We start from the raw sequence: 19,566 nt of genomic DNA on the forward strand, positions 1-19,566 counted from the left end.
GGGGGGGGGGGGGGGGGGGGGGGGGGGGGGGGGGGGGGGGGGGGGGGGGGGGGGGGGGGGGGGGGGGGGGGGGGGGGGGGGGGGGGGGGGGGCGGCTGTACCCGGGCGTCGGCGCGGCGCCCAGCCCGCCGCGCTAGGAGTCGGTGCACCGGACGCAGGTGACCCACCGCCAGGGGTCCGGCGCAGCGTACGAGGCGGGCGCCCTGCCCACCCGCGCCGGCGGCGGCCCGCTGCGGGCCGCCGAAGTGGTGGCGGCCGACCTCGCCGCCCCCGCCACAGGCCGACCCGCCCGCGCGGGCGCCTGTGGAGGTGTTGTCCGCGAAGGCCGGGAGCAGGGCGCCGCGCGGCCCGCGGGAAGGCGCCGGCCGCTGCGGCCACGGAGGCCGGCAACGGGGTTCACCGTGTGGCGATCTCGACATGAGCGGGAGCCTTGTGGCCCGGTGCGGAGCGCCGCACCCGCACCGCCGCCCACGCCTTCCCCTCCACGCCGGCCGCCGCGCCGGCCGCCGCGCCGGCCGCCGCGCCGGCCGCCGCGGCCAAGGAGGGTGGAGCGGATCCGCGTCACGAGCCCGTCGAAGGCCGGCCCAACCGCCCCGTGCGGGTGCCGCGGCGCAAACCCGACAAGGCCCAACCGCCTGAGAACTCGCGCGGACAGGCGGGACGGGAGGGCGGGTCGAGCCCTGGTCGGCGGGGATCGTCACATCGCGGACCGGGCCAGGTGGAGCAGGCCGGTGCGTATCCGCTGTTCGCCGAGTTCCGGCAGGAGTGCGGCGACGTGGTCGGCCGCCAGGGCGGCGAGCAGTGCGTGGGCGGCGTGGTCGGGGTCGGGCGCGGTGGCGAGCAGGATCGCCACATGGCGGTGCCAGAACCGGTAGGCCCCGATCCTGTACCGGGCGCCGGGAGTGGCGGTCTCGGACATCCGGACCAGTGCCAGATGCTCCAGCAGGTAGTCGAGGTAGGCGTTGAGGAACGCGGCCAGGCGCTCGCCGGCCGGGGCCCCGGGGCCGAGCGGGGGCGGCCCGTGCAGGACCGCCTCCTGCAGCACGTGCTCGCGGGCGTCCAGGAGTGCAGCGGCCAGCCCCGACTTGTCGCCGAACCGGCGGAACAGGGTGCCCTTGCCGACGCCCGCGGCTGCGGCCACCTGATCCATGGAGACCGCCTCGACGCCCTGCTCGGCGAACAGCCGGGCGGCCGCCTCCAGCACCGCGATCCGGTTTCGGGCCGCGTCCGCGCGCTCCCTGGGCGGCGGCGTCCGCAGCAGTTCGAGAGGCATTGCCGAACCGGACCGCAGTCCGTTACTGTCGTGAGCCATAACAGGACTGTAGTCCGATTCCCTTGGAGGCAGTGGCATGACCGCACTCATCACCCGCGACGAGCTGGCAGCAGCGATCAGGAACGGCGCGGTGACCGTCGTCGACACGCTCGGCGGCGAGTACTACGCCCAACAGCACCTGCCCGGCGCCCTGGCCCTGGTCCCGGCCGACGTCGACGCCCAGGCGCCCGCCGCGCTCCCCGACCGCGACGCCGCGATCGTCACCTACTGCTCCAACCCGGCGTGCCCCAACAGCGGCCAGGTCGCCGACCGACTCACCGCCCTCGGCTACACCAACGTCCGCAAGTACCGCGAGGGCATCCAGGACTGGGCCGAGGCCGGCCTCCCCACCGAATCCGCCTGACCTCAACCGCCGGGGCGAAGGCTGCGCACGCAGTCTTCGCCCCGGCGGCTGCCCACGCGCGACGGACCGATCCACCGCCAGGCAGACAAGCCCGCCCGCGGAGAGGGCGGGCTGGGCGCGCTGCGGGCTGCAGTTGCCGGCCTCGGCCGACGCGCTGGAGCAGGGGGAGCCGGGTTGCGGCCCGGCCGCAGGCGCGGGCGCTGCGCACGGGCACCCGCACGGGCGGTCGGACGTCCCGCCCGCGCCGGCCGAGGTGGAGAGGGACCCGGCCGTGCCGCCCTCGCCGGTCCGCGGCCCGGGCCGGATGCAGGAGCGGCGCCGCGCCGCCGCGCCGGCCCGGCTCTCGCGGCACGAGGACCCCGGTGTACGCCGCCGGGGCGCAGCGGGCGTGCCGGCGCCCGTCCGCCCCGGGGGGCGGGGCAACAGGCCCCGGCACGCGCCGCGCGGGACGGGAACGGCACCAGGCCGGACCCGGGCCGGCGGGAAGCGCGGGAACGGCACCGGGCCGGGCGCCGGTCAGCGGGAAACACGGGAGCGGCACCGGGCCGGGCGCCGGTCAGCGGGAGGCACGGGAGCGGCACCGGGCCGGGCGCCGGTCAGCGGGAAGCACGGGAGCGGCACCGGGCCGGGCGCCGGTCAGCGGGAAGCACGGGAGCGGCACCGGGCCGGGCGCCGGTCAGCGGGAGGCGCGGGAGTGCAGGAGCAGGGCGCGGGTCAGCGCCGCCAGGCCCGCCGTGCACAGCGCGGTGCGCAGCATGTTGGTGGCGACCCAGGTGTTCTCGAAATGGGCGCGTACGGCGGCGAAGTCCTGGATCCGGGAGGGGTCTCCGGCCTGGGCGAGCTGGTTGTTGAGGGGGATGTTGACGCCCATGGTGACGATCAGCGCGGCGACGTAGGCGACGGTCGCGGCGGCGGCCCAGAACGCGGCGGAGCGCCGGCCGGCCTTGTGCTCGAGGTAGGCGGCGATACCGGTGGCCGCGAACGCGCCGACGAACACGAGGCCGAACAGGCCGTTCTCGATGGACTTGTTGATGTTCTGCATCGCGGTGACGTAGGTGCGGTCGTCGCCCTTGGCCAGACCCGGCATCACCGAGACGTCGAAGGCGAAGAACAGGCCGGCCATCAGGCCCATCGCGATGGTGGCGGCCACCAGGACGGGGCCGGCGGCCCCGCCCCGGCCGGGACGGGCACCGGGCACCGGACCTCCAGAGCCGAAGTGGGCGGCGGACGGAGCGGCGTAGTAAGCGGGAGCGGTCGGCTCGGAGCGCATCAGGTCTTCCTTCGGTGTCGTGTCCCCCCGTCACGAACCGCAACGGGAACGCCGGGCTATCGGACGGAACTGGGCAATGCCGGGCAGTGCTGGGCGGTACGGGCAGTGCGGTAGTGCTGGTGGTACGGGCAGTGCTGGGCAGTGCTGGCGGTACGGGTGGCGCGGCAGTGCGGGCTCTGGTGGCGCGGCAGTGCGGGCGGTGCTGGGCAGTGCTGATGGCGCTGGTGGCACGGGAAGTGCTGGGCGGTACGGGCAGTGCCGGGCGGTACGGGCAGTGCGGTAGTGCTGGTGGTGCGGCAGTGCTGGTGGTTCTGGGCGGTACGGGCGGTGCTGGTGATTCTGGGCGGTGCGGGCAGTGCTGGTGGCACGGGAAGTGCTGGGCGGTACGAGCGGTGCGGGCAGTGCTGGGCGGTACGGGAAGTGCTGGGCGGTACGAGCGGTGCGGGCAGTGCTGGGCGGTACGGGAAGTGCTGGGCGGTGCGGGCAGTGCTGGGCGGTACGGGAAGTGCTGGGCGGTGCGGGCAGTGCTGGGCGGTACGGGAAGTGCTGGGCGGTACGAGCGGTGCGGGCAGTGCTGGGCGGTACGGGAAGTGCTGGGCGGTACGGGAAGTGCTGGGCGGTACGGGAAGTGCTGGGCGGTACGGGAAGTGCTGGGCGGTACGAGCGGTGCGGTAGTGCTGGCGGTACGGGCGGTGCGGGGTGGTGCTGGTGGTGCGGGGTGTTCAGAGGACCGGGGCCAGGGTGCGGCGGTAGCGGCGGGCCAGGACGGTGTTGCCGAGCAGGCGCACCGGGGCGGGGATGGTGGCGGCCACCGCGGCGGTGGCGGCGCGGTCGGCGCCGTCGAACATCCACGGCTGCAGGTAGGTGCGCACCGCGGCGGGGGCGCTGGCGATGATGCGCCGCTCCAGGGCCAAGTAGGCGCCCGTGGGCATCGCCGCGATGACGGGGAAGACCAGCGACTCCTCCTGGCGCAGGTGCTCGCGGATCAGGGCCTCGAACCGCGCGGCCGCCTCCACCAGGGGCGCGGGACCTGCACCGCGGGCCGCCAGGGCGCCGGCGACGCGCTCCATCGCCTCGTCCAGGGCGCCGTGGTCCTCCACCAGAGCGCGGTCCGCGCCCGCGAACCCGGGTGAGCGGCGCAGCAGTTCAGGCCACAGCAGGTCGTCCTCGCTGTGGTGGTGCCAGTCGATGACGGCGCGCAGACGGCCGAACCAGACGGCCAGGGCCGCAGCGGTGACGGCGGTGGCACGGGGGGCCGCCGCCAGCAGACGGGCGCCGTCACGACGCATCGCGACATGCATGAGGGCGAAGCCCCGGATGTGCTCGGGCAGACGGCCCAGACCGTGCTCACTGGACAGACGGGCGCTCTCGGGCGACATGACGCTCCCTCACCCCTTCAGGGCTGAATACGACGGACGGGCCGGACAGGAAGCCACCAACACAACCGGCACCGCGCATGCGCGGCGAAGGGCAGCGGCGACAGTTCGACGGTGGCGGTTCGACGGTTCGGCGGTGGCGGTTGAGCGGTGGCGGTTCAGCGGCCGGGTACCGGCAGTCGGGCGGTGGTTGGGCGGTGGCGGGTCGGCGGTGGCCGTGCGGTGGTTGGGCGGTGGCGGTTGGGCGGCCGGGTACCGGCAGTCGGACGGCGGTTGAGCGGTGGCGGTTCAGCGGCCGGGTACCGGCAGTCGGACGGTGGTTGGGCGGTGCGGTGGCGGCGGTTGGGCGGCCGGGTACCGGCAGTCGGACGGCGGCGGTTGGGCGGCGGCGGCGGGTCGGTGGCGGTTGGGCGGCCGGGTACCGGCAGTCGGGCGGCGGTTGGGCGGTGACGGTTCAGCGGCCGGGTACCGGCAGTCGGACGGTGGCGGTTGGGCGGTGGCGGTGCGGTGGTTGGGCGGTGGCGGGTCGGCGGCCGGGTACCGGCAGTCGGGCGGTGGCGGTGCGGTGGTTGGGCGGTGGCGGGTCGGCGGCCGGGTACCGGCGGTCGGACGGTGGTTGGGCGGTGGCGGGTCGGGGCCGGTGCGGCCGCGCCGCGTCCGTGTCGGGGGCGGGGCGGGGCGGGCGCACCGGCAGGGCCCGGCCGGTGGTGCCTGCGGTACCTGCGTTGCGGGCGCGCGTTGCGGGCGGGTCAGGTGTTCCAGACGCCGGTGGCGGCGGCCTCGCGGGCGAAGTCGCTGAAGTCCCGGGGCTCGCGGCCCAGCGCGCGGCGCACCCCGTCGGACAGGTGGGCGTTGCGGCCGTCGAGGATCATCGTGAACAGGTCGGCGAACTCCCCGGGCAGGCCGGCCCGGGCGAGGACCTCGCGGTACTCCTCGACGGTGACGGCGTTGAAGCGGATCTCGCGGCCGGTGGCCTTGGACAGCTCGGCGGCGACATCGGCGTAGGACAGCAGGCGCGGACCGGTCAGCTCGTAGACCTGGCCGTGGTGGCCGTCCTCGGTCAGGGCCGCGGTGGCGACGTCCGCGATGTCGTCGGCGTCGACGAACGGCTCGACCGCGTCACCGGTGGGCAGCGCCAACTCCCCGGACAGCACCGGGTCGAGGAAGAAGCTCTCACTGAAGTTCTGGTTGAACCAGGCGCAGCGCACGATCGTCCACCGGGTACCGGCGTCCTGGACCGCGCGCTCGCCCGCCTCGGCGGCCTCCTCACCGCGCCCCGACAACAGGACCAGGCGCTCGACGCCGAGTCCGGCCGCCAGACGGGACAAGGCCCCCACCGCTTCCACCGCACCCGGGAACGCGAGGTCGGGGTAGTAGGTGATGTAGACCGCGTCGACACCGGCCAGAGCGGCCGGCCAGGTCCCGGGCTCGTTCCAGTCGAAGGGCACCGGCGCCGAACGCGAGCCGATCCGGGCGCTGTGGCCGCGCGCCGCCAGGCGCTCGGCCACCCGGCGCCCGGTCTTACCACTCCCCCCGATCACCAGAACGCTACGGACAGGGGACGGGATGTTCTGCGGGTTCTGTGTCATGGCAACCAGTCAAATCCACTCTGAGAGGACAGGCCATAGCCGCCGAGCTCAGGTCCATGTCCGCGCGTCTACGGCCCCTACGAAAGGGCGTTCACCGATGCCGGACGGAGTACACCCCAACACAGGCACCGCGAGACACACGGACACGGACGGACATACGGCCAGGGCTTCAATTCCCACGATCAAAGCACGCACCACCCACCGGTGACAGACCCCCTCCAGCAGGCGTACACCAACCCTCAAGCAAACCTTGACCACCCACCCACCCACCGGCCGCACCACCCGCACCACCCGCGCCACCCGCACCGCCCGCACCCCGAGCACCGGAGCACCGGGGCACCGCCCGCACCCCGAGCGCCCCTGACGAACCGCCTGCCCCTGACGGCGCGTCGGGCCACGTACCCTCCGGGCGGCGGCGAGCCTCACCGCACGCCCGCCCCCGCCCCCACCGGGCCCCTCCACCCGCGCCACCGCCACCCGCGCCCCACCCACGACCCGCCCACCCGCAGCCCGTCCCTCCACCACCCCTCCATCCACCATGACTACGCTGAGCGACATCACCATCACAACAGGAGATGTCCAGGGAGTCTGATTTGTCCCCAGCAGGGCAGGCACTGGCCGTGGCCGCGGCAACCGTGGCGGGTTTCGCCGCCGCCTACCTCACCGCGCAGCTGGCGACCAGGCGGTGGGGAGTGCCGCAGCACCCCGGAGCCACGGCCTCGGACCGGATGACCTTCTGCCTCGCGGTCGCGGCCCTGGCCTCCACCGCCGCCGCCGGCCTCGCGTTCTGGGCGACCGCGGGCACCCGGCCCGCACCACCCCCCGCCGCCACGACCACAGCCACCGCGACCACGGTCTCAGTGTCGGTGTCGGCCGGCGCTGGATGGCAGGGCTCCGCAGTCCTGGTCGCAACCGGCGAGGACCTCGAGATCACCGCCACCGGGCAATGGCACCCCTTCGGAAACGCCTACACCGTCGGACCGGACGGATGCACCGACCCCGCCGTCTGCTCCCAGGACCCCAACCAGCCGAACAACATCTGCTGCACCGCACACGCCGGCCTCATCGCCATTATCGGCAACGACCGCCCCTTCGCCGTCGGCGCACAGCACACCCTCCACCACACCGGGCCCCCGGGCGAGCTGCGCCTGAGGATCAACGACACCGCACTGGCCGACAACACCGGCGAGATGGAGGTCACCGTCAGACACCTCACCGACAGCCGGCCCCCCTCAACCACCGACACACCCCTCCTGGGCTCTGTCGCTGATTGAGGGGTTCGTGCCGACCGTGCACGGGTGGTGGGCATGACCTCGGAGTGATGGATTCGGCGCGTGTGGCGGACCTTCTCTTCCCGGGGATCGGCGTGGAGGTCGAGGAGATGGATCCTGGGGATGGCGAGGTTCGTCTCGCCGTGCGGTCGGTGGCGGCCTCGGCCGTCTGCCCGGGGTGCGAGCGGGGATCACCGCGGCTGCACTGCCACTACCGGCGGCGTCTTGCGGACCGTCCGGTGGCAGGTCGGCGGGTGCGGCTGGACCTGAGGGCGCGTCGTCTCGTGCGCGGGATCGACTGGTGCGGGCGACGGACCTTAGTGGTCGGCTCCGGACGTCCTTCGGGGGTTGACCCCGCCCGACGCCAAGCAAGCTCGGCGCACGGACGGCGTTCATCCCGCTCACCGCTCTCACTGGTGGACCAGCGCCAACCTCAGTACAGAGCACGCTGGGTGGCGCGTGATGCCGACAAGCGCGCTTCTACTCGGCCCTGTCGGGAATGGCTCCTCGGGCGTGGAAGGAGACGACGCCGCGCCACGGTGGTGGGCCGCCCAGCGTTCGGACGAAGTGCTCTTGTGACGGGTCGAGCGAGCGTCGGGCCGCGTTGACGAACTTCAGGTGTGCCTCCTCCAGCGCGCTGTGGATCGGCCGAAGCTTCTCAAGGTCGGTGGGCCGGCGACCGTGGAACAGGATGGTGAAATCCTCCACGACCTCGCAGAGCTCGATAGCCGCGGCGGCGGCCTCACGAGTTGCGACCAGGCTCAACGACTGCACTCCGGCGTTGAACGGCCCCCAAATATGTGGGGCAGGCTGGCGCTCCTCAAGGAACGCTTCCCGGAGCTCGGCTTCCACAGCGCCGAACGCCTGCAGGAACCTCTCGTAGGCGGCGGTCTGTGTCCCTTGCAGCCACTGGCGATTCTGGCCGCGTCGCCCGACGATCCCGCCTGCGATGACGCCCACGACAGTGGCGGTGAGGGCACCCACAGTGGATATCAGAAGGTCCCATGGGACAGCCAAGTCAGTTCCCCCGCATGGTGGATGGTCCGTTCGAGCGAGCTCCGTGCTCACTGTAGAGCCCCATGGCCGCGCCGCACCGCACACGCCGAGCAGTGCTCTACTTTCAGCCCCGTGCCTGGCCGCACAAGTGGCCATCGCTACCTGATATTCGCAATAACATGCCCGTTACCGCTGCCTGCCCGATAGTCCTGATCGCCTCCCAGCGCCACCGACTCAAGAAGATGGCCTACGGCCACAAGACCCCGCATCAGGACCGGCAGCGGGCCACAATCGTGCTGCTCGCGGCCCAGGGCCGCTCGAACGCGAGGATCGCCGTCACGACGGGCATGCACGTCGACACGGTACGCACCTGGCGTGCCCGGTTCGCCGAAGGCGGCCTGCCCGCGCTGGCCGACCGCAGGCGCTCAGGGCGCCCGCGCCGCTTCACCCCGGTGCAGGTCGCCGAGGTCAAGGCGCTGGCCTGCCAACTGCCCGCCGAGACCGGCACCCCGCTGTCTCGCTGGTCGTGTCCGGAACTGGCGCGCGAGGTCGTGGTTCGCGCCATCGCCGGCTCGATCTCCGCCTCCACCGTGCGGCGCTGGCTCAAGGGCGACGCGCTCAAGCCCTGGCAATACCGGTCCTGGATCTTCATCCGAGACCCGGACTTCCAGCCCAAGGCCGCCCGCATCCTGGACTTGTACGCCCGCGCCTTCGACGGCGTCCCGCTGAACGAGGACGACTACGTGATCTCCAGCGATGAGAAGACGTCCGTGCAAGCCCGCTGCCGCTGCCATCCCACCCTGGCCCCGGGCCAGGCCCGTGCAATGCGGGTCAACCACGAGTATCGGCGTGGTGGCGCACTGGCCTACCTCGCCGCCTACGACGTCCACCGAGCCCGCGTCTTCGGACGCTGCGAGCCCACCACCGGCATCGTGCCCTTCATGAACCTGGTCACCCAGGTCATGACCACCGAGCCCTATGCCAGCGCGAAACGCGTCTTCTGGATCGTCGACAACGGCTCCTCCCACCGGGGGAAGGCCGCCATCGACCGCCTGACCAAGGCGTTTCCCAACGCCGTCATGGTGCACACTCCCGTCCACGCCTCCTGGACCAATCAGGTCGAGATCTTCTTCTCCGTCGTCCAACGCAAAGTCGTGACACCCAACGACTTCACGGACCTCGACCAAGTCCGAGACCGGCTCCGGGCCTTCGAAGACCGCTATAACGCCACGGCACAGCCGTTCCAGTGGAAGTTCACCACCTCCGACCTGGACGATCTGCTGGCCAGGCTCGACCGGCAAACGGCCGATCACCCAGGAGAATCCTCCATCGCGCCGGCGGCGTGATCAACCCCCGAAGGACTTCCGGAGCCGACCACTTAGCCGAGCAGGCCCCGGTTCTGACGTCCCGGCACACGCGTCGCACCACCGCGCCCACCGCTCAGCTCACCGACATCGCGCTGTCCTTGGGCGGAGGGCCGGCGCCCGGATCTCCGGGCGCCTGGCCACGACCACGTGCCGGGACACCCTGCTCCGTCTCATCTCGGAGAGCGCACTCGACGACACGGAGAAGGTCATCGACGCCCTGGCCGGGGCCGAACGCCCGCACAGCCCCGGATGTCCCCGACCGGGCTGGGAATCGAAATGACCCAGGCTCGCCGGGATTGCCGCGCGGCTTGATCGAGCCATTCGAACACGGACAGGATCCTCGCCCATGGAAGAGACCTGGGAAATCGTCAACTCCCTTGCCGGAGCGCTCGATAAGTACCAAGAGCGCAGCGACGAACAGCGCTGGACGCTGCAGGCCCTCAAGCTGCAGGAGGAGGCCGGGGAAGTCGCCGAGGCGGTCATCGGCGCGCTCGGCGCCAACCCCCGCAAGGGCTTCTCCCACGACTGGGACGACGTACGCAAGGAGACCTGCGACGTGGCGCTCTCCGCGCTGGTCATGCTCGCCCGCATGGGCGGCGACCCCCGCCGGTTCTTCGACGACCATCTGCGTGCGGTGGCCGCCCGCAACACGAGAGGTGGCGGCCCGCAAGACGTCGACGCGGCCTGACACTGTCCCGGCGGCCGAAGCGGACCGGGCAACCCTTGCCCGGCTCCGCCCCCGGCCTGACCGCCCAAGCCCGACTTGCACAACTACGCCCGGCGGGAGCGCGGAACCCGCACTCAGAAGTCGGGCCGCACGCAGCACGGCCTACGGAAGGCCGGGGCCCTCGGACAACGGACCCGCGCGACAGAGACGACCAAGGAGAGCCACCAATGATCGACTTCGGGGTACTCACCGAACTCGCCCTCCGCGAGGGCATCCAGCACATCGACGTCGGCGTCGTGGTGCGCGACGCCTCGGGCCGCATCCTGATGATCCGCCGCGCCGACGACGACGTCCTGCCCGGCCTGTGGGAGTACCCGGGCGGAGGACGGGAGGACGGCGAGGACATGGAGGCCGGTGCGGCACGCGAACTCTCCGAGGAGACCGGACTCACCGGATGCCCGCTGGAGTACGTGCGGCATCTCGACTTCACCAGCCGGTACGGCCACCGGATACGGCAGTTCGTCTTCACCACGGTCGTGCCGGACGGCACCGAGGTCGTCCTCTCCCCGGAACACGACGGCCACCAGTGGGCCTGCACGGACGCACTGCCGCCGACCGGCGACGGGCAGCGAGACGTCATCACCTGGATCACCCGGCGCCTCGCCATTCCCCGCTGGCGGCCCGTCGGCGGCTACCTCGCCACCATCTCCCGGCCCAGCTCCTTCGGCAGCTTCCTGATCACCGACCCCGCCGGCCGCATCCTCGGCATGCGCTCCACCATCAACCCGGAGGTGTGGAACCTCCCCGGCGGCGACGTCGAGCACGGCGCGACTCCGTTCACCACCGCGCTGATCGAGGCCGAGGAGGAGCTGGGCCTCGACCTCGCCGTCGAGAACCCCGACGTGATCGCCCGCAGGCGCCTGATCGCGGTCCTCCACGAGCAGGCCGGTGCCGAGCATCCCGTAGCGGTCTGTGGCTACGTCTTCGACGGCGGCGTCCTCAACGCCGAGCAGCAGTCCCGGATCCGCCTCGACCCCGCCGAGCACACCGAGTGGCGCTTCGAGAGCGCGCATGACTGGCGCCGGTTCATGGATCCCTCCCACTACCAGCGCCTCCGGCAGGTCCTACGCGCCCACCGGTCCGGTGTCCCGCTCTACCTGGAGCGTCCTACCCCGGATCGTGACGACTTCGAGGGCGTCCTGGTCTTCGTCACCGACCGCGAGGGCCGACTGCTGATGCACCAGCGCGAAGAACGGCCGACGGGCATGGCCTGGCCCGGCTACTGGACTCCGATCGGCGGCTGGCGCGAGGGCACCGAGACGTCCGAGGAGACCGCGGAGCGGGAGGTCCTGGAGGAGGCCGGAATCACCATTTCCGGGCTGCGACCCCTCCCCGACCCGCACCACGACCTCGGCCTCCCGCTCACCCGCGTCCTCCACGCCGTCTGGGACGGCCCCGAGAGCGACCTGCGGCTCGGCGACGAAGGCCTGGCCGTGCGCATGGTCCCCCTCGACGAAGTCCTGCGGCTCAAGGTCCCGCCCTACATGCACCACTACCTACCGCTCATCGCCGACGCGGCCGGCCTCCCGTCCGGGAGGAGAGCGTGAACGTGCACACCACCACGCCCCACACCGCCGGGGCGGACCCCTGTGACCCTGGTCGTCGGCCTCCGCCTCGTCCTGCCCGACGGGCAGCTCCGGCATCCAGCCGGGCATCACACCAGCGCCGGCACGCGTTTGGCCGGTTTGGGAATGCCGGCACCCCGAGCAGGCCCGGTACTCCTTTGAGTGCATCCACGAGCTCCACCTCGCCAGGCCTGACCGACCCGCGCCCCCGCCCGGCGGCGCGCCACCACCCGATCAAGCACGGGAGACACCATGGAGCGATTCGTACCGAGGTTCCAAGGATCGCCGTGGCCGGACAGCGGCGCCCGCGTCCTGCACGTCTACGCCGTACCCGACCTCACCGCCCACCCGGCGCTCGCCCGCCTCGTCACCACCTGCCACACAGCCATGGCCCCCTTCCCCATCACACCGATGGACACCACCTTGCACTGCACCGTGGAGATGGTCGCCGACACCACCAGTGACACGATCACGCCCGCCGAACGGCAGGCCCTGGCCGACGCCCTCCACAGGCACCTCGCCGACACCACGCCGATCCAGGCCACAGTCGGCAGCCCGATCGCCAACAAGGCCGGCGCCTTCCTCGACGTCCACCCCGACGGCGACCTCACCGCCCTGCGTACCCGTGTCCGCGCGGCCGTCAGCGAAGTCCGCGGCCCGGGCGCCCTGCTCCACGACGGCGGCCGACCCCACATCTCCCTCGGCTACGCCTACGACGCAGCCTCCTCCGACGCCCTGCAGACCGAGCTGCGCCGCATCTCTCCCAGCCACGCCCCCGTCACCTTCGACAGCGTGGAGCTGCTCGACGTGCTGTGGTGCCGGCAGCCGCGGCCCGGCGGTCGGACCGCGTGGGAGCTGTCGTGGGAGAAGGTCACGAGCATCCCCCTGCGCGGGACCGGCCCGGCTCGGTGACCACGACTCCACCCCCCAGCCGGTCCCAGTCGCACCGGTCCACCGACACCCCGCCCGCCGACCCGCCCGCGCACCCGACCCAGGAGGTCTCCATGTCCGACACCGCCGCGCCGCAGCCCGAGCACGCCGGCCATGCCCCAGCCGTACCCGGCCCCGACTGGAGCAGCCTGCTCCGGCGGGGCACCGGCCCCGTCCAGGCCGCGTTCCGCAAGCTCGTCGAACAGACGCGGCACTACCACGGCTTCAGCCCCGACCTCGTCTGGGGCAATCTCCAGACCCGCGCGTACGCCGAGGAGGTCCTTCGCCTGGTCGTCGACCTGCACGGCATCCCCCGCGACATCGAGGCCGGCGCGGCCGAGCGGGTCGCACGCGCCCAGTACATCGGCCAGGACGGCCGGACCTACCACGTCCTGCTCGGCGAGCAGGCACTGCTCACCGGCATCGGCGGCCCCGAGGTCCTGCGACCGCAGCTCGAACACCTGCTGGACGCGCTGTCCTGGCCCGGCCTGACCCTCGGCGTCATCCCCGCCCGGGCCCGGCTCACGGTCTACCCCGGTGACGGCTTCGGGATCTTCGACGGCTCCCGTGTGGAGGTCGAGGGCTACCGCGGGGGCGAGACGATCACCGACCAGCGCGTCCCGCTCTTCCACCGCGCCTTCGACCGGCTGCACGAGTCCGCGGCGTACGGCAACGATGCCCACACCCTCATCAGCTCCGCTCTCCGATCGCTGTGACCGACCCGTTCTCGGCCGAGATCGGGCGAGCCGGCGGGCGCGGCTTGTCCACCCACGGCTGGGGCGGTGGGTTCGACCCGCGCGCGCTGCTCGGGGCGTAAGGACGGTGGGACGCCACCGGCGACCGCCCGACCCGACGCTGCCGGCCGACGCCCGACTCGCCGCTCTCGACCACCGGCAGGAAGTCGTGGAAGAAGGCGTCGTCGTCTTCCCGGACAGCACCGTCCCGTACGCCTACCCAGCGTCCACCGCCCGGACGGCGGCGTCGACCGCCACCTCGCCCGCCTCGAATCCCTGCCGCTCCCTGCCGCTCCCTGCCGCTCCCTGCCGCCGCACCTGCCCAACTGACCCCATGGAGGAACCCCCGTGCCCGGTCTTCCCGTGCGCCCCGCCGACCCCGAGGACGCCGACGAGCTGCTGCGTCTGCGCGTCGCCGTCCTCGACGGCGGCCCGCTCACCGACGAATGGCGCAGCACCTTCCGCGACGACATCCGCGAGCGCCTGGGTACCGACCCGAACCTGCTCGCCTACGTAGCCCCCACCGAGGGCGGCCTCGCGGCGTGCGCCATCGGCATCGTCTACCGCGGCTACCTCGGCCCAGCCTTTCCCACCGGCCTCTGGGGCCGGATCCACACCGTGGCCACCGACCCCGCGCACCGGCGCCTCGGTCACGGCCGCGGCGTCACCCACGCCCTGGTCGAGGCGTTCAAGGAGCGCGGCTGCGGGTCGGTCGAGCTGCGGGCCACCGAGGCGGGCGCCGGCCTGTACCGTACCCTCGGCTTCGAGGCCCTGGACGGCTTTATGGTGCTGCGCCCTGGTCCAGGCGGGTGGGTGCGCTGACCGCCTTCGATCTCGACGCCTACAACGAGCGGACCCGCAACGGGCCGTGCTTCATCTGCTCGATGCTCGACGGCATTCCCGGGTACGAGCACCGGGTCGTCCTGGACGACGGCCTCCACGTCGCCTTCCTCGACCGCTACCCCACCCTGCCCGGCAAGGTGCTGGTCGCCCCGCGCGCCCACGTCGAGGACACCATCGGCGGCTTCAGCACCGACCAGTACCTCGCCCTGCAGCGGACGGTCCACCGGGTCGCCACCGCGCTCAAGGCGGCTGTCCCGACCGAGCGGGTGTACGTGCTGAGCCTGGGCAGTATGCAGGGAAACTCCCACGTCCATTGGCACGTCGCTGCCCTGCCGCCCGGTGTCCCCTACGAGCAGCAGCAGTTCCATGCCCTGATGACCGAGGGCGCGGGCGTCCTTCCGGACGACCCCGAGCGGGACGAAGGCCTCGCCGCCGATCTGCGCACCCGGCTGGGCGGCCCCGACCACCGGGACACCTGACCACGGACGCCTCCCCACCCTGCCCCGCGGTGTCCTCCGCCTGGTTGGACTCCGAGCCCCGCAGGCCGACCGACACGGATGACCGGCCCTCCCCGCAGCGTCCACCCAGAGGAGAGCGCTTGAAGACCCGCCCGCCCGAGACGGACCCCGACGAGAGAGCCTCCGCCAGTGAGCAGTTCCTGTTCGGCGGCCGGCTGCGCTACGACTACGGTTTCACCTCCCACGAGCAGGCCATACTCAAGATCGACTTTCTCACGGCCGCCCGCCAGATCCCCGGCATGCTCCGCACCGCCCTGGCCCTGCGTGGCACGCCGACCGCGCCGCCCTGGTGGTCATCGTCGTCGCCGAGGTCGGCCGCGCCGCGCGGGTGGAGCTGGCCTTCCTGGAGGACCCGGAGTTCAGCCGGCTGCTGGAGTCCACCCGGTTCGGCACCGCGGCACTACGACGCCTCATCAGCCAGAGCATCTCCGTCCTCACCGCCCTGCTCGGCCTGGTCGCCCCCGGGAAGGGTCCTGCTCACCCTCGACCCGGTGCTGATGCCCATGCCGGCGCTGATCGCCGCCCCGAAGGGCTGGGGCGCCGTGCGCTCCGCCCGGCGCCGCTACGCGTCGGTGACGGCCTGGCCCGCCCAGTACGCCACCGCCGTCCCCCGCAAACGCGACAACGAACCGGCCGCCGGGCCTGCCTGACCCGTCCACCACCGATTGGAGCACGCGATGTCCGACCAGAAGCGGCTGCACGACGCCGTCCACGCCGTCCGCGACGCCTACGACCAGCTCAACGACCAACGGATCGGGCGGCGCTGGGACCTCACCGACTACGCGCTCGGCTTCGCAGGCGACGTCGGCGACCTCGCGAAGCTGGTCATGGCCCACGAAGGGCACCGCATCGACGTGACGGCCGACCGCGCGCGGGTCGCCCATGAACTGTCGGACTGCCTGTTCTCCCTCCTCGTCATCGCGGAGGAAACCGGCATCGACCTCGAAGCCCGGTTCCCCGCCGACATGGCCGCCCTCGCCGCCCGGATCCGCGCACAGCTCACCACCGCCGAGCCTGCGCCTACCGGCGCCACGGCCGGCAAGCCGCCTCCGACCGCCACCGGCCTGCCCGCCGACACGAACAGCGAACCCGCCCCGTGACCGACCAACTCACCGACCGAGGACTGCCCGTCCCCTACATCGCCTCCTGGTCCGGAGAGACGCCCGCGAGCCCCGGCCGATCCGACGTCCCGTCCTGGAGGAGGACCGCTCCCCGCTGTTCGTGGTGCACGCAGCCGACCGCCCGATCTACGACAGGGATGTGCGACATCCCGTAAGTTCTCCTGAGGCCCGCTGAGTGACCGAGGCCGTGGCCAGGGGCTTCTTCCTCCTCCCGGTGCTCTGTCAGTCTGTGACGTAACTTCGGGATTCCTGAAGCGTTCTCAGCTCGTCCGACCGATCTGCGGTCTGGTCAAAGGCGAGGAGGCGCGGGTTGTCTGCGCTGGCGGTGGTGCGGGACCTGTGCGAGTACCGGAATCCGGTCTCGGCGGAGTGAGGATCTGGTTCAGCCGCTGTGGGACATGGAGCCGTCCGACGCGGACGCCTACTTCCGGCGGGTGCTGCGGGGCTCGCCCAGCGGCACCTGTTTGGCCCGCTCGCAGGCGCTGAGCACGTACTTCCTGTTCCTGGAGCTGCAGCACAAGGTCGAGATCCACCCGATGGCCGGGCGGGTCGTCGAGTGCCCGATCGACGAGATGAACCGCCTGCGTGGCTCCAAGGACACCCGCTGCGGATCCCGCCGACCGCTGCCGGAGGTCGGCCGGCTGTTCACCGACTGGGGCAGCGAGCTGGCGACCTGCCGCAGGTTCGCCCCGACCGCGCGGAACTACCCCGCCGCGAAGCTGATGTCCCAGATCGGGCTGCGAGTGAGCGAAGCGTGCGGCCTCGACACATCGAGCCAGCCGGGGTGGGCAGTGCAGTACACGACCGCGCGCGGCATCGCCGCTGCCGGTCAGGGCTCCGGTCAGTGCTGGCCGCCGGCCTGGAAGATCCCGTCACGGCCGAGCCAGACCAGCGCTGGGGTGCCCATCTCGTCGAACCATGCCGGGGGCCGCGCGGAGGTGAAGGCCGCGGCCATCGCCTCGAACCAGGCCGTGAACGACGGGAAGTCGGGCACGGCGTCGGCCTTCACCTCCCACGCGCCGTCCGCGAGGCAGCGTGCCCGCGGCTCATCCTGATGGTGGTAGTAGACCGGGTACTCGCCGTCGCCGCCGGGCTGCGCGACATCGAAGCACCACACCGCCTCGTAACCGGCTTCGGCGAACCCGACCAGGTGATTGGTCGACAGGTACCGCCCCGGCTCGCGACCGACCCCCTCGGGCATGTGCACCAGCTCGGCGTTCAACCCGACGAGCTCCCCCTCGTCCACGAGAACGAACTCACGCTCGCGATCATCCTCCTCCCGACGGCAGTGCAGCCGGTTGTGCTCCGCCAGCAGCGCCCGGTAGCTCGGCGGAACAGACCAGGCGACGGTGCCGAAGTGCGGCTCCAGGAGGGTTTCCCGCGCCCGCACCGCATCGCGCGAGGCGGGGTCGGACCCGTCGAGATCGAGCAGTCCCGCCAAGGCGGCCTGGCGTAGGCCCAGGAGGGCGTCACGAAGTATCGCCATTGTCTGACTCCTGGTGTCCTCGGGTGCTCTTGGCCGCGGTCAGCCTAGTGTGATGCGCCACAAATCACGAGGGTAAGTTCTACTCTGCTGTGGCATCTGGTGGGTTGATCTTGGCGAGGTAGTCGGCGAGGGACTTGAGGATCTCGTCGGCGGTCTTGGTCCAGGTGAACGGTCTGGGGTTCTCGTTCCAGGTGTCGATCCAGGCCTTGATGTCGTCTTCGAGGGCTTTGACGGAGGTGTGGACGCCGCGGCGGATGAGCTTGTCGGTCAGCAGGCCGAACCAGCGCTCGACCTGGTTGATCCAGGAAGAGCCGGTCGGGGTGAAGTGGACGTGGAAGCGCGGGTGCCGGCTGAGCCAGGTTCTGATCTCGGCGGTGTTGTGGGTGGCGTAGTTGTCGCACACCAGGTGCACGTCGAGTTCGGTGGGGACGGCCTTGTCCATGGTGACCAGGAACTTCTTGAACTCCAGGGCCCGGTGGCGGCGGTGCAGTTCGCTGATGACGGTGCCGTCGGCGATGTAGAAGGCGGCGAACAGGCTGGTGATGCCGTGCCGCAGGTAGTCGTGGGTTCGGCGCTCGGGCATGCCCGGCATCATCGGCAGGACCGGCTGGGACCGGTCCAACGCCTGGATCTGGCTCTTCTCGTCCACGCAGAGCACGACAGCCCGCTCGGGCGGGTTGTGGTACAGGCCGACGACATCAACCACCTTGGCCACGAACTGCGGGTCGGTGGACAACTTGAAGCTGTCCTGCAGGTGCGGCTTGAGGTCGAACTTCTTCCAGATGCGCCCGATGGTCGACTTCGAGAGCCCCGTGCGGGCGGCCATCGAAGTCCGTGACCAGTGCGTGTCGTTGCCTGGCGTGGACTCCAGTGTCGCCACCAGTACGTCCTCGACCTGGTCGAGCAGGATCGAGGGCGGCCTGCCCGGACGGGGCTCGTCCTGCAAGCCGTCCAGCCGCTTGCCAATGAACCGGGCCCGCCAGCGCTCCACGGTGGACTCGTCGACGCCCAGGTCCGTCGCGGCCTGCCGGTTCGTCCCGCCCTCCGCGCAGCGCAGCACGATTCTGGCCCGCAGCGCGAGGAACTGCGCTGTCTTCGCCCGCCTGGCCCAGCGCATCAGTTGGTCCCGTTCCGCCTCGCTCAGGACCAGGTCGGGCTTCGGGCGGCCGATGCGACCGGCATCCTGCAGGCCGGCCAGCCCCTCGGCCGCGAACTTGCCACGCCACTTGCGCACCGTCTTGTCCTGAACGCCAACGAGCTTCGCGGCAGCGGCATTCGACATACCGTCAGCACACGCCAGGATGATCCGGGCCCGTTCAGCGGCTCTTCGGTCCGAGGGCCCGGCCCGACGCAGCAACTCGGCACGCTCGTCCTCAGACAGCGAGATCACCACGGCGGAAGGCCCAGGATGCGACACCATAAAAGGGTATCAACTTACCCTCGTGATTTGTGGCGCATCACACTAGTGCTCTGACCGGGATGGTTCGCCGGGTTGCCGCTCGGAGTGGCCGCAATGTGACGAAGGCCGAGGGGCGGGCGAGCAAAACCGTTTGCGGGCGCAGCCCGGTGCCTGAGACCGTGCGGGTTCCCGCTACTGCCACGAGGCTCGGATGACGATCTACTTCTACGGTGCCGACGAAGTCCCGTACGGCTGCTTCTCCAACTTCTCTGTGCATAGCCTGGACCTCGACGGGCACGTGTGGCCGACCTCGGAGCACTACTTCCAGGCCCAGAAGTTCGTCGGCACCCGCCATGCCGATCTCATCCGTCGGGCCCGCACGCCGTTGCGTGCCGCTGAGTTGGGCCGTGACCCGTCCAAGCCGCTGCGGCGGGACTGGGACCGCGTCAAGGACGACGTGATGCGTCGTGCCGTGGCGACCAAGTTCCGAGCGCATGCGGACATCCGCGACATCCTGTTGTCCACCGCCGACGAAGAGATCGTTGAGGACACCACCACTGACCATTACTGGGGCCGGGGCAGGACCGGTACCGGCAAGAACATGCTCGGTCGGATCCTGATGCGCACTCGCAGTCAACTCCGCGCCGAAGTCCAAGGAAGCCGCGGTCACTCCGGATAGTGTCCTGTGAAGTGATCGC

The 19,566-nt window shown here is 71.8% G+C and carries 19 protein-coding genes; 12 read left to right on the forward strand and 7 right to left on the reverse strand.

Annotation, left to right across the window (positions count from 1 at the left end):
- Positions 1-697 precede the first annotated feature (697 nt).
- Positions 698-1,312, reverse strand: coding sequence for a TetR/AcrR family transcriptional regulator (locus tag ACIGZJ_RS31735; RefSeq protein ID WP_396460528.1), 615 nt, complete (start codon positions 1,310-1,312; stop codon positions 698-700).
- A gap of 37 nt (positions 1,313-1,349) precedes the next feature.
- Here ACIGZJ_RS31735 and ACIGZJ_RS31740 point away from each other — a divergent pair, with 37 nt between their 5' ends.
- Positions 1,350-1,676: a rhodanese-like domain-containing protein gene (locus tag ACIGZJ_RS31740; RefSeq protein ID WP_396460529.1), complete on the forward strand. Its 327-nt coding sequence runs from the start codon at positions 1,350-1,352 to the stop codon at positions 1,674-1,676.
- Positions 1,677-2,352: 676 nt separating this feature from the next.
- Here the strand turns inward: ACIGZJ_RS31740 and ACIGZJ_RS31745 are convergent.
- The 3 genes from ACIGZJ_RS31745 to ACIGZJ_RS31755 form a co-directional block, all read right to left on the reverse strand.
- A complete protein-coding gene (locus tag ACIGZJ_RS31745) occupies positions 2,353-2,946 on the reverse strand; it encodes a DUF1772 domain-containing protein (protein WP_396460530.1) in 594 nt (197 codons plus the stop codon).
- A 722-nt stretch (positions 2,947-3,668) separates the two neighbouring features.
- Positions 3,669-4,325 (reverse strand): hemerythrin domain-containing protein, encoded by a 657-nt coding sequence (locus ACIGZJ_RS31750; RefSeq protein ID WP_396460531.1) that lies wholly within the window; start codon positions 4,323-4,325, stop codon positions 3,669-3,671.
- A 746-nt stretch (positions 4,326-5,071) separates the two neighbouring features.
- The gene (locus ACIGZJ_RS31755; protein ID WP_396460532.1) at positions 5,072-5,911 is read right to left on the reverse strand and encodes an NmrA family NAD(P)-binding protein; all 840 of its coding nucleotides are present in this window, start codon (positions 5,909-5,911) and stop codon (positions 5,072-5,074) included.
- 620 nt (positions 5,912-6,531) lie between these two features.
- Between ACIGZJ_RS31755 and ACIGZJ_RS31760 the strand changes: the two genes are divergently transcribed.
- On the forward strand, positions 6,532-7,185 hold the full coding sequence (locus ACIGZJ_RS31760) for a hypothetical protein (protein ID WP_396460533.1): 654 nt from the start codon (positions 6,532-6,534) through the stop codon (positions 7,183-7,185).
- 477 nt (positions 7,186-7,662) lie between these two features.
- Here ACIGZJ_RS31760 and ACIGZJ_RS31765 read toward each other — a convergent pair whose 3' ends face one another.
- Complete coding sequence (locus ACIGZJ_RS31765; RefSeq protein ID WP_396460534.1) at positions 7,663-8,166, reverse strand: hypothetical protein; 504 nt, start codon at positions 8,164-8,166, stop codon at positions 7,663-7,665.
- Positions 8,167-8,357: 191 nt separating this feature from the next.
- Between ACIGZJ_RS31765 and ACIGZJ_RS31770 the strand changes: the two genes are divergently transcribed.
- The 9 genes from ACIGZJ_RS31770 (at position 8,358) to ACIGZJ_RS31810 (ending at position 15,962) form a co-directional block, all read left to right on the forward strand.
- Positions 8,358-9,524, forward strand: coding sequence for an IS630 family transposase (locus ACIGZJ_RS31770; RefSeq protein WP_396460535.1), 1,167 nt, complete (start codon positions 8,358-8,360; stop codon positions 9,522-9,524).
- A gap of 367 nt (positions 9,525-9,891) precedes the next feature.
- Positions 9,892-10,233, forward strand: coding sequence for a MazG-like family protein (locus tag ACIGZJ_RS31775; RefSeq protein ID WP_396460536.1), 342 nt, complete (start codon positions 9,892-9,894; stop codon positions 10,231-10,233).
- Between the two features lie 206 nt (positions 10,234-10,439).
- The gene (locus tag ACIGZJ_RS31780) at positions 10,440-11,819 is read left to right on the forward strand and encodes an NUDIX domain-containing protein (RefSeq protein WP_396460537.1); all 1,380 of its coding nucleotides are present in this window, start codon (positions 10,440-10,442) and stop codon (positions 11,817-11,819) included.
- 270 nt (positions 11,820-12,089) lie between these two features.
- Positions 12,090-12,749, forward strand: coding sequence for a 2'-5' RNA ligase family protein (locus tag ACIGZJ_RS31785; RefSeq protein ID WP_396460538.1), 660 nt, complete (start codon positions 12,090-12,092; stop codon positions 12,747-12,749).
- Positions 12,750-12,841: 92 nt separating this feature from the next.
- On the forward strand, positions 12,842-13,483 hold the full coding sequence (locus ACIGZJ_RS31790) for a DUF5753 domain-containing protein (protein WP_396460539.1): 642 nt from the start codon (positions 12,842-12,844) through the stop codon (positions 13,481-13,483).
- Between the two features lie 366 nt (positions 13,484-13,849).
- Positions 13,850-14,323 (forward strand): GNAT family N-acetyltransferase, encoded by a 474-nt coding sequence (locus ACIGZJ_RS31795; protein WP_396460540.1) that lies wholly within the window; start codon positions 13,850-13,852, stop codon positions 14,321-14,323.
- Positions 14,311-14,823 (forward strand): HIT family protein, encoded by a 513-nt coding sequence (locus ACIGZJ_RS31800; RefSeq protein ID WP_396460541.1) that lies wholly within the window; start codon positions 14,311-14,313, stop codon positions 14,821-14,823. The genes ACIGZJ_RS31795 and ACIGZJ_RS31800 overlap by 13 nt, the downstream gene beginning before the upstream one ends.
- A 119-nt stretch (positions 14,824-14,942) precedes the next feature.
- Positions 14,943-15,512, forward strand: coding sequence for a hypothetical protein (locus ACIGZJ_RS31805; RefSeq protein ID WP_396460542.1), 570 nt, complete (start codon positions 14,943-14,945; stop codon positions 15,510-15,512).
- Positions 15,513-15,539: 27 nt separating this feature from the next.
- Entirely contained in the window at positions 15,540-15,962 is a 423-nt protein-coding gene (locus ACIGZJ_RS31810; RefSeq protein WP_396460543.1) for a nucleotide pyrophosphohydrolase, read from the forward strand.
- An 862-nt stretch (positions 15,963-16,824) separates the two neighbouring features.
- On the opposite strand, the gene ACIGZJ_RS31815 is transcribed toward ACIGZJ_RS31810, so the two are convergent.
- Complete coding sequence (locus ACIGZJ_RS31815) at positions 16,825-17,469, reverse strand: SMI1/KNR4 family protein (RefSeq protein ID WP_396460544.1); 645 nt, start codon at positions 17,467-17,469, stop codon at positions 16,825-16,827.
- A gap of 79 nt (positions 17,470-17,548) precedes the next feature.
- Entirely contained in the window at positions 17,549-18,862 is a 1,314-nt protein-coding gene (locus tag ACIGZJ_RS31820) for an IS630 family transposase (protein WP_396460605.1), read from the reverse strand.
- A 217-nt stretch (positions 18,863-19,079) separates the two neighbouring features.
- On the opposite strand from ACIGZJ_RS31820, the gene ACIGZJ_RS31825 reads away from it, so the two are divergent.
- The gene (locus ACIGZJ_RS31825; RefSeq protein WP_396460545.1) at positions 19,080-19,547 is read left to right on the forward strand and encodes an NADAR family protein; all 468 of its coding nucleotides are present in this window, start codon (positions 19,080-19,082) and stop codon (positions 19,545-19,547) included.
- Positions 19,548-19,566: the final 19 nt, after the last annotated feature.

The organism is Kitasatospora sp. NPDC052868 (assembly GCF_044547105.1).
Lineage (GTDB): Bacteria > Actinomycetota > Actinomycetes > Streptomycetales > Streptomycetaceae > Kitasatospora.